This window comes from Corallococcus llansteffanensis (assembly GCF_003612055.1).
Taxonomy (GTDB): domain Bacteria; phylum Myxococcota; class Myxococcia; order Myxococcales; family Myxococcaceae; genus Corallococcus; species Corallococcus llansteffanensis.
Genome location: NZ_RAWB01000432.1, coordinates 1 through 8,579 on the forward strand (window position 1 = coordinate 1; position 8,579 = coordinate 8,579).

General features: G+C 72.2%; 8 protein-coding genes. 5 read left to right on the forward strand and 3 right to left on the reverse strand.

Going from position 1 to position 8,579, the window contains the following annotated elements; genetic code table 11:
* Nucleotides 1–109 precede the first annotated feature (109 nt).
* Nucleotides 110–1,207: a hypothetical protein gene (locus D7V93_RS30850; protein ID WP_244237619.1), complete on the reverse strand. Its 1,098-nt coding sequence runs from the start codon at nucleotides 1,205–1,207 to the stop codon at nucleotides 110–112.
* Between the two features lie 133 nt (nucleotides 1,208–1,340).
* Nucleotides 1,341–1,901: a DUF2378 family protein gene (locus D7V93_RS30855; RefSeq protein ID WP_120646792.1), complete on the reverse strand. Its 561-nt coding sequence runs from the start codon at nucleotides 1,899–1,901 to the stop codon at nucleotides 1,341–1,343.
* Nucleotides 1,902–2,185: 284 nt separating this feature from the next.
* On the opposite strand from D7V93_RS30855, the gene D7V93_RS30865 reads away from it, so the two are divergent.
* The 3 genes from D7V93_RS30865 to D7V93_RS30875 all read left to right on the forward strand — a co-directional run bounded on the left by D7V93_RS30865 (nucleotide 2,186) and on the right by D7V93_RS30875 (nucleotide 5,507).
* Nucleotides 2,186–3,250 (forward strand): hypothetical protein, encoded by a 1,065-nt coding sequence (locus D7V93_RS30865; protein WP_158623901.1) that lies wholly within the window; start codon nucleotides 2,186–2,188, stop codon nucleotides 3,248–3,250.
* Between the two features lie 34 nt (nucleotides 3,251–3,284).
* On the forward strand, nucleotides 3,285–3,989 hold the full coding sequence (locus tag D7V93_RS30870) for a hypothetical protein (RefSeq protein ID WP_120646795.1): 705 nt from the start codon (nucleotides 3,285–3,287) through the stop codon (nucleotides 3,987–3,989).
* Nucleotides 3,990–4,058: 69 nt separating this feature from the next.
* A complete protein-coding gene (locus D7V93_RS30875) occupies nucleotides 4,059–5,507 on the forward strand; it encodes a hypothetical protein (protein WP_120646796.1) in 1,449 nt (482 codons plus the stop codon).
* Nucleotides 5,508–5,512: 5 nt separating this feature from the next.
* Here D7V93_RS30875 and D7V93_RS30880 read toward each other — a convergent pair whose 3' ends face one another.
* Complete coding sequence (locus tag D7V93_RS30880) at nucleotides 5,513–7,135, reverse strand: FAD-dependent monooxygenase (RefSeq protein ID WP_120646797.1); 1,623 nt, start codon at nucleotides 7,133–7,135, stop codon at nucleotides 5,513–5,515.
* Between the two features lie 90 nt (nucleotides 7,136–7,225).
* Between D7V93_RS30880 and D7V93_RS30885 the strand changes: the two genes are divergently transcribed.
* The gene (locus D7V93_RS30885; RefSeq protein WP_120646798.1) at nucleotides 7,226–7,963 is read left to right on the forward strand and encodes a TetR/AcrR family transcriptional regulator; all 738 of its coding nucleotides are present in this window, start codon (nucleotides 7,226–7,228) and stop codon (nucleotides 7,961–7,963) included.
* Nucleotides 7,964–7,988: 25 nt separating this feature from the next.
* Nucleotides 7,989–8,579, forward strand: a 591-nt coding sequence (locus tag D7V93_RS30890) for an ATP adenylyltransferase family protein (RefSeq protein ID WP_120646799.1), incomplete at its 3' end; no start/stop codon positions are given.

The window sequence follows — 8,579 nt, forward strand, 5'->3', positions numbered from 1 at the left end:
CGGCCAGGGGTCCCACCCCTCCTGTCCGGACGGCATCGCGGGCCCGTGGCCGCAAGCCCCTCCCTCCCGGAAGGCCGGGCCGGGGGAGGGGACAGGCCCTGCTTCCGCGTCAGCCCGCGTCGCGGATCGGCGACGGCGCGTCACCGAACCCGAACTCGCGCTTGAGCCCGGACTCGCGCTCCACCGAGGTGCCGTCCCACGGGATGTAGCGCACGCCCGGCACCGGCTCCGGCGCGTGGAACTCCAGCGCGCCCACGGTGGAGGTGAGCGTCTTCGTGGGACGCCACGCGGCGAACGGGTGCGGCCGGGAGAAGAGCTCCACCTCGCACCGGGCCACGTCGCTCTGGGCCACCAGCACGTCCCAGCCCTTCGGGTCGCGGTACGTGTAGCCCACCAGCGTGCGCGGGTCGCACCACGCGCGGCCCTTCATCGCCACCGTGGCGGAGGTGGCGCTGAACGACAGCTCTCCGGTGGTGGGCGAGCTCACCTTCGTGAAGAGCATGTTGGGCAGCTCGTGGAACGTGTGCTGCGCGTCCCCCGTGCGCAGGTAGATGGGCGCGAGGCGCGGGTGGCCGGCCTTGCGCTCGGCGCGCACCACCATCGCCTCCAGCCTCGCGTCCGGGTCCTCGCGGAAGCGCGGGCAATACAGCCACGTCAGCTCCTCCAGCCGCCGGTGGCCCCACAGGTGCTTCTGCAGGCCGGGCGCGCCCTTCACCTCGAAGCGCTCGCCGTCCACCGTCACCGTGCCCTCGAAGGTGAGGTCGTCGTGCACGTGCGCCACGTTCGTGGGCAGGGGCAGCAGGGAGATGCCGCGCGGCTCGCGGCGCACCGGCACGCGGCCCTCCTGCGAGATGCGCAGATCCCAGGCGATGGCGTGCTCCCCGGAGGCCACCTGCCCGTGACACCTCCCGGGCCCAAGCTCCGAGTCCCCGATGCGCACCCCCGACGGTGTCAGCGCCGTGAAGGCCGACGCCGGGTGGATGGACTTGAGCGCCACCGCGGGCCGGTCCGCCGACGCGCAGTCGAACGCCGCCGCCCACATCGTGGCGCGCGGCTCACCCGGGGCTCCTGGCGCGGGGGTGAACAGCGTGTAGCGCAACCACCAGGCGCGGTCTCCACCGGGGTCCAGCACCACCACGAACCAGATCTCGAAGAAACCCCGCTGACCGTTCCAGCGCGGCAGGTTGGCGCGCTCGCTCGACGGCATTGGATGCAGCCCCCTCTTCACGACGGGGCAGCCCCGGCACCGCCCCCAGGGGACCACGCTGGCAGATGGGGCCCGGTGCGGGCAAGGGGCCCCCGGTCGCGGATCCGCGGCGCGACTTGGGCTCAGCCGTGACTCAGGTGCCCGGCGCGCCCCAGGACACGCGGTACGTGACGCTGTCGTCGTCGTACTGGACGACGTCCACCTGCGTGGCGGGGCCGCTGGCCGCGCGCACCGTGGCCAGCATCACGCCCTGCTTGAAGTAGCGCAGCAGGCCCGGCTCGTTGAGCCACAGGTCCGCTTCGCGCTCGCCGCGCTCGGTGATGCGGACCTCGGTGTAGTTGTTGCCGGTGCGGAAGCTGTGCTGCGTGCGCAGCAGCATCCGCTTGGGCCCGATGAGCCGCAGCACGCCCAAGAGCGCCCGGCCCACCATCGTGTCGCGGTAGCCGTCGATCATCCGCTCGCCCAGCATCCGCCACGCCACCGGCTCCGGCTGCTCCGGGTGCAGCGTCTTCGCCGTCAGCGCCACGCAGCGCGCCCACGTCTCCAGCGAGTACGCCGGCTGCAGCGGCCGGTCCAGGTCCAGCCCCTCCTTGCGCAGCTGCTCCTTGAGGGCGAAGGACACCTTGCCGGACAGACCCCGGACGAAGAGCCCCTCGACGATGGTCGGGAACACGAGTTTCTCTGCGGCGGCCATGATGGGGCCATTCCGCCCAGCCCGGCCGCTCCCGGTCAAGCCCTACCGGGCAGGTGGAGTCCTTCGCCTGAACGGGCCATTGCCCTGAAGGGCCATTCCCCGCCCCTTGCGTCCCGGGGGAACGCGGGCGGCGTCCCCCACCAACGCGCCGGAGTCGCCACCCTGTCCCACCCCGGGCACCGGCCCGCTGGATGGGCGGGCATCCTGGGGTCCACATTGCCCTGGCGTCTTCATTGCAATTCCAGGAAAAAGCGAGTGAGCCTCCCCCTCCCCCAGGAGCCGCCATGCCCAAGATCAAGAGCACCTCTTCCATCAAGAAGGCGACGCAGTCGGCGCAGACCAATCCGATCGCCTCCAAGGCCCAGGTGCAGGCCAACGCGGCCCAGGCCAAGCCGAAGAAGGAGCCGGCCCTCAAGCCGCCCCCGGAGCACAAGGTCTTCACGGACGGCTTTGGCGGCGCGGTGTACGGCTCCAAGAACCCGGACAAGAAGCTGAAGCTGGACGACGGCAAGGCGCTGACCACCGAGCACCAGCGGCTGGCGGGCATCGAGTCGGGTGCGCGCACCGAGGGCATCAAGGGGAAGAAGGAGGGCGGCGCGGCGCTGAGCAAGAACACCAACTTCTTCGCCACGTCCTTCGGCGCGGTCCACACGCAGGGGGCCTACACGAAGTCGCAGGGCTCCAGCGTGCCGCCGCCGGACGCGATGAAGCGCAAGTACCACCCCAACGTGCACGACCTGACCCAGGGCGGCACGCGCATCTCCGTCAGCGGCCAGAAGGACGCGAAGACGTCCGGCTACGAGTACAACGGCTCCAAGGTCGACGGCTCGGACGCGTTCGGCCGCACCCCGAAGCGCGACGCGCTGCAGGCCGGAGCGCCCGCGGAGGCCCGGTATTCGAAGGCCTCGCCGCCCCCCGCGGACTTCAACACGACCTTCATGCACAGCGAGCAGTCCGACGCCGCGAAGCTGTTCAAGGACGGTGCTGCGAAGGACATCGCCGCGTCCTTCAAGGGCACGCTGCCGCCGAACTCGAAGATCCACGCGGTGACGTACAGCGGCCACACCACGCGCTTCACCTGCGCCAACTGCGAGTACACGACGGGCCACCTGGCGAAGAACCCGGACCTGTTCCGCAAGGACCTGAGCGCGGAGCTGAAGGCGCAGGGCTTCCAGGTGCCGAAGGATGGTGTGCGCCTGCTGCCCATCATCTCCGCCCACGAGAAGACGAACGGCGTGCGGCAGAACCCGCAGACCCCGCGTCGTCCGTTGGAGGGTGGAGAGGTCGACCTCAAGAACCTCGCCGGCCAGGGCAAGTTCATCGAGACCCCGCTCGCCAACGTGAAGTGAGCCGCACGCTCCCTCCTTCCAGGACTCCCTTTCGATGATGACCTCTTCCGAGAATGAAGCGCTCCGTCACCTCGTGGACTGCCAGACGCCGGAGTACGGCGCGGTGTCCGTGCACGGCGCCACCTGCACCGACGACGGCTGCCTGTGCGACACCGTGAACCTGAAGGTGACCGCGGGCGGCGAGCAGAAGGCGCTGACCCTCACCTCCGACGGCACGCTGCTGGATGACGAACTGCGCCCCGCCGAGGACCGCTGGGGCGGCGTGGTGCGCGCGGCGTCCCAGGCGCCGGGCTTCCAGCAGGGCTTCGAAGCGCTGGTGCTGGAGCGGCGCACGCAGGTGCTCGAAGCGATGGGCCGGCTGGAGGGCGCCTTCGAGGTGCAGCTGCCGGAGTCGCTGCTGGGCGAGGGCGCGGACCTGGAGCGCGACGTGCTGGGCCGCGTGGAGCTGGACGGCCAGCGCTACGCGTACCGCATCGAGCTGTGCGCGGACCCCCAGTGCGAGTGCGAGAACCTCTTCCTCGTGGTGTGGCAGCCCGGGGACGCGAAGCGCGCCGTGTTCGCCATCACCCCGGACGGCCGCTGGATGGTGGAGCAGGCGGGGCGGCCGGAGCTGACCATGGACGCCGTGGAGGGGCCGCTGGTGGCCACGGAGGCGTTCCAGGCGCTGCTGGGCCAGATGCGCGTGGAGCGCATCCTCCAGAAGTACCACCGCTCCGTGCGCGGGCCCTCGTTCGTCTGAGACGGGGGCGCGAGGGGGGGACCGCCGGGCGCGGGCATCTGCTAGCGTCCGGGGGTCCTGGCTCCCCCGATGACGTCCCGTTCCCTGTCGTGCGTGTTGCTGCTGCTGTCCGTGCTGGGCGCGTCCGGAGCCCTGGGCGCGCGTCCGGTGCCCGCCTCCGCGGCGGACGGAATGGCGATGCTCCAGCGGATGGAGACGGCGCGCGTGCGGGGCTCGCCCAGCGTGCTGCGCACGGAGCTGGACGCGCAGGAGGCGAAGGCCCCGAAGGACCCGATGCCCCGGCTGTACCGGGCCTTCCTCGCGCTGCCCTCCGACGAGAGCTTCAGCGAGTTCAAGGCGCTCGCGGTGCTGTACCCGGAGAACCCCTGGCCGCACGTGGGCATGGGGCTGGTGTACGTGCGCTGGAAGATGCTCGCGGAAGCCGGCCCGCCGCTGGAGGCCGCGCGCAAGGCCGTGCCCGGCTTCGCGCCCGCGCTCTGGGCGGACGGCCTGCGCCTCCAGGCGGATGGGAAGCGAGCGGAGGCGGAAGCGCGGCTGCGCGAGGCGCTCGCGAAGCTGGACACGCCTCGCTTCCGCACCGACCTGGGACTGCTCCTGGCGGGACGACCGGGAGGCGCGGCGGAGGCGCTCGCGCTGCTGTCGCGGTCGGTGAAGGACTGGCCGGAGCAGCCGGAGGCGCTCCAGGTGCTCTCGCGCCTGGCCCGTGAGGCGGGGGACGCGAAGGCGGGCGCGGAGGCGGGCGCGTTGCTCGTCGCGCTCCAGCCGCACGACAAGGAGGCCCACCGGCGGCAGGCGGAGGCGTGGCTCGCCGCCGGGGACAAGGCGCAGGCGGTGAAGATGCTGGAGCGCTACTCGACGCTGGGCGGCGCGGAGCCGGCGGCGCTCGCGACGTGGGTGCGGCTCAACGTGGAGCTGGGCCGGCCGGAGGAAGAGGAGAAGGCCCTGGTGCGCCTCAGCGCCGCGACGCCGAAGGACGCGGAGCCGCTGCTGCGTCTGGCCACGCTGGCGGAGGCGAAGCCGGACCTGGCCGCCACCGAGGCGCGCCTGGATGCGGCGGCGGTGCTCGCCCCGGGCCGGGCGGACATCCAGGTGCGGCGGGCGCGGCTGCTGCTCAAGCAGGAGCGCTTCTTCGAGGCCGTGATGGCGTACCGCGCGGCGCTCGCGGCCCCGGAGCGGCCGGTGCCCGAGGCCGCGGAGGAGTTCGCGCAGCTGAGCCGCAAGCTGCGTCTGCCCGCGGCCCCGGCGAAGGGCACGCTGGAGCAGATCTACGACCGCGTGTCGCTGGGGCTCGTCGCGCTGTACCTGGAGCACCTGCCAGCGAAGCCGGACTTGAAGGGCAACCTCAAGGTGCGCGTGGAGCTGGATGCCACCGGCCGCGCCACGAAGGTCGTGGTGCTGTACGACAGCCTCCAGGACGTGCTCATCACCCACCACGCGCAGGTCGCCTTCATGGATGCGCAGTATCCACCCGGCAGCGAGTCGCCCGAGTACCAGTACGTCTTCCGGCCTCCGCGCTGAAGCGCCTACGCGCTCCGGGTGTTCGCCCCGGCAGGCTGTCGCGTCCCGGTGAGGCTTCCACCGAGTGGCTTCGCGGCGGACGCCACCCGCCCGAGCGCCTCGGTGAGCGTGCGGAGCGGATCCTCCGGCAGCTCCTGCGAGCGCCACGCCACGTAGCCATCCGGGCGGATCAACGTGGCGCCTCCCGCTCCCAGGCCGAAGCCCTTCCGGAACGCTTCCAGGTCGCAGGGGCGCACGTCGGTGCCGATGCGCAGGGCTTCCAGCGCGATGCCCCAGGGCTCGGCGGCGAGCGCCGCGGCGGAGCACCACCGCGCGTCCTCGGCGAGCAGCACCCAGGAGCGCTGGAACAGGTCCAGCGTGGACACGCGCTCGTCGCCCCTGTCCACCCAGGCGTGCGGTGCGCGCGTGCCGGGCTGGCCGGCCCACTGGTCGGGGCGCATGGCGGGCGGCAGCGTCGCGTCGGCGCCGAGGACCGCGGCCGAGCGGTAGAGCTGACCGAGCTCCATGGCGGCATCGTCGATGATGGGCGCGTCCTCGCCGGCTCCCGCGTGTGCCTTGAAGTCGGCCCGCGCGAAGATCTGCTGGTGCCGCAGCCACGCGATGGGGCGCCGCTCGGCGTCGTACGTGTCGAGCAGTGCCGGCGTCGACGCGCCGGAGTGGACGGCCGCCAGCTTCCACGCGAGGTTGTGGGCATCCTCGATGCCGGTGTTCGCGCCATACCCGCCCCGGTTGGGCGGCAGCGTGTGCGCGGAGTCCCCGGCGAGGAACACCCGCCCTGACGCGAAGCGATCCGCGATGAGCGCGCTCACCTCCCAGCGACCGGTGGTGACGAGCTCGACCTCCAGGTCGTCCCGGCCAATCGCCCGGTGGATCATCGCCCGCAGCGTGGCGTCGTCGCGCTCCACGTCGTCCGAGAAGATGAGCAGCCAGCGACCGTCGCCGTAGGTGGTGAGGAACGCTTCGAAGCCCGGCTGCTGGAGGTTGAACTGCGAGACGCCGGCCTGGAGGTACTCCTGGAGCGGGGCCCGGAAGATGATGCTGCGCACCGTCCGCATGTGGCCCCGCCCGCCGCGGCCAATCCCGAGCGCCTCGCGGATCGGACTGCGATGACCATCCGCCGCGATCATGTAGTCGGCGCGCAGCTCGTACTCCTGGCCGTCGCGCCCGCGGAGCGTGGCGACCACCCCGTCGGCGTCCTGCTCGAACCGGAGCAGCTGGGTTTCGAGTCGCACGTCGGCCCCGAGCGCCAGGGCCTTCTCCCGGAGGATGGGCTCCAGGCGGTCCTGCGCGAGCGCGGCGCCCCGGCACGGTGAGTACTCGAGCTCGGGCGCCCGCAGCTCCTCGGGCGTCCACGGGGTCTCTTCAAACCACTTCCCGGCGAGGCTCTCCGCCCGGGCCCGGCGCAGCCGAAGGCCGGGAGGCACCTGCGGGATGCGTTCGCCCAGCCCGGCGGCCCGGAAGAGCTCGAGCGTCCTGGGCGTGAAGCCGATCGCGCGCGGATGCGGCGAGCTGCCGGGGTGTCGCTCGACGACCACGGTGGGCACGCCGCGTGAGGCCAGGAACAACGCGCTCGACAGCCCCACCAGGCTGCCGCCGACGACGAGCACTGCCGTTGAATCCGCTTCCATGGGAGTCTCCGATACGGTGTATTTGTCGATACAGTGTATCGGAGGTGGCCGGTTGTCAATCCGCGGGTTGATCGGGCAAGACGGGGCGCGATGAGCACAGGACGGAAGCCGCGCGCGAAGAAGGCCCCCCTCGTCTGGGAGCGACCGGAGCCTGACCGCCGTCCCGCGCCGGCGCCCCTGAGCCGGGAGCGGATCGTTCAGGCCGCCATCGAGATCGCCGACAAGGAGGGGCTCGACTCCGTGTCGTTGCGCAAGGTGGGGGCCGCCCTCGACGCGGGACCGATGCGGCTCTACGGCTACGTGGCCACGAAGGAGGAGCTGCTCGGGCTGCTGGTGGACGAGGTCTACGGCGAGATGAACGCCGAGGGACGGATCCGCGGCGACTGGCGCAAGGCCCTGCGCGCGCTCGCCCACCGGACGCGGCGCGCTGCCCGGGAGCATTCGTGGTTCATCGACCTGCTCGGCAGCCGTCCCCACCTGGGCCCGAACGCGCTCGCGCATCTGGAGGCTTCACTCGCCGCGTTGAGTGACACCCCGGGCTTCGAGGACATCGATACCGTCATGCTGGCGGTGGGGACCGTCAACGCCTACGTCATCGGCGCCATCCGGACCGAGGCCAGCGAGCTGCGCGCCGAGCTCCAGAGCGGTCGGAGCAAGGCGGAGTGGCAGACCGAGACGGCGCCCTACATCCAACGGATGCTCGCCACCGGTGACTTCCCGACGCTCGCCAGGGTCGTCCGGGACGCCTCGCACCCCTCGCTCGACATCGTGTTCGACAAGGGGCTGGACTGCGTGCTCGACGGCATCGCGGCGCGGCTGGCGCGCTGAACACCTCCTCGCTGGGAGCCTCGCCTTGAACACCGCACCGCTGACGCCCGAAGCCCTCTGGCCGCGCACGCTGGAGGTCACCCGGCACGCGCTGGAGACGGGGGCGTTGCAGCCCATCACCACCGAGGCGCGCACTGTCACGCAGGGGCGCGCGACGTTCCAGGTGCGCATCCTGGGACGGGTGGCGCTCAAGGAGCGCCCCCGGCCCGTGCCTGCTGGCGCGGCGCCGTTCAACCCGTTCGCGCACCCGGAGCCGGACCTCGTGGTGGGGGACGTGTCGCCCGCGCACGTCTGCCTCCTCAACAAGTTCAACGTCGTGGAGCACCACCTGCTGGTCGTCACCCGCGACTTCGAATCCCAGGACGCGCTGCTGACGGCCGGGGACTTCGACGCGCTCGCGACGTGCCTGGAGGGGCTGGACGGGCTGGCCTTCTACAACGCCGGGGAGACGGCGGGCGCGAGCCAGCGGCACAAGCACCTGCAGCTCGTTCCTCCGCTGGGCCCCGATGGGCTGCGGGCGCCGGTGGAGGCGCTGCTCCCGGCGCTGCCCGGGCCGGGGCGCGTGGTGGCGGGAGGAGCGCTGCCGTTCCTCCACCTGCTGGCGGGGCTGGGGGCG

Coding starts and splice junctions, on each gene's coding strand:
- D7V93_RS30850 (WP_244237619.1), bottom strand. CDS start 1,207: ATGCCGTCGAGCGAGCGCGCCAACCTGCCGCGCTGGAACGGTCAGCGG.
- D7V93_RS30855 (WP_120646792.1), bottom strand. CDS start 1,901: ATGGCCGCCGCAGAGAAACTCGTGTTCCCGACCATCGTCGAGGGGCTC.
- D7V93_RS30865 (WP_158623901.1), top strand. CDS start 2,186: ATGCCCAAGATCAAGAGCACCTCTTCCATCAAGAAGGCGACGCAGTCG.
- D7V93_RS30870 (WP_120646795.1), top strand. CDS start 3,285: ATGATGACCTCTTCCGAGAATGAAGCGCTCCGTCACCTCGTGGACTGC.
- D7V93_RS30875 (WP_120646796.1), top strand. CDS start 4,059: ATGACGTCCCGTTCCCTGTCGTGCGTGTTGCTGCTGCTGTCCGTGCTG.
- D7V93_RS30880 (WP_120646797.1), bottom strand. CDS start 7,135: ATGGAAGCGGATTCAACGGCAGTGCTCGTCGTCGGCGGCAGCCTGGTG.
- D7V93_RS30885 (WP_120646798.1), top strand. CDS start 7,226: ATGAGCACAGGACGGAAGCCGCGCGCGAAGAAGGCCCCCCTCGTCTGG.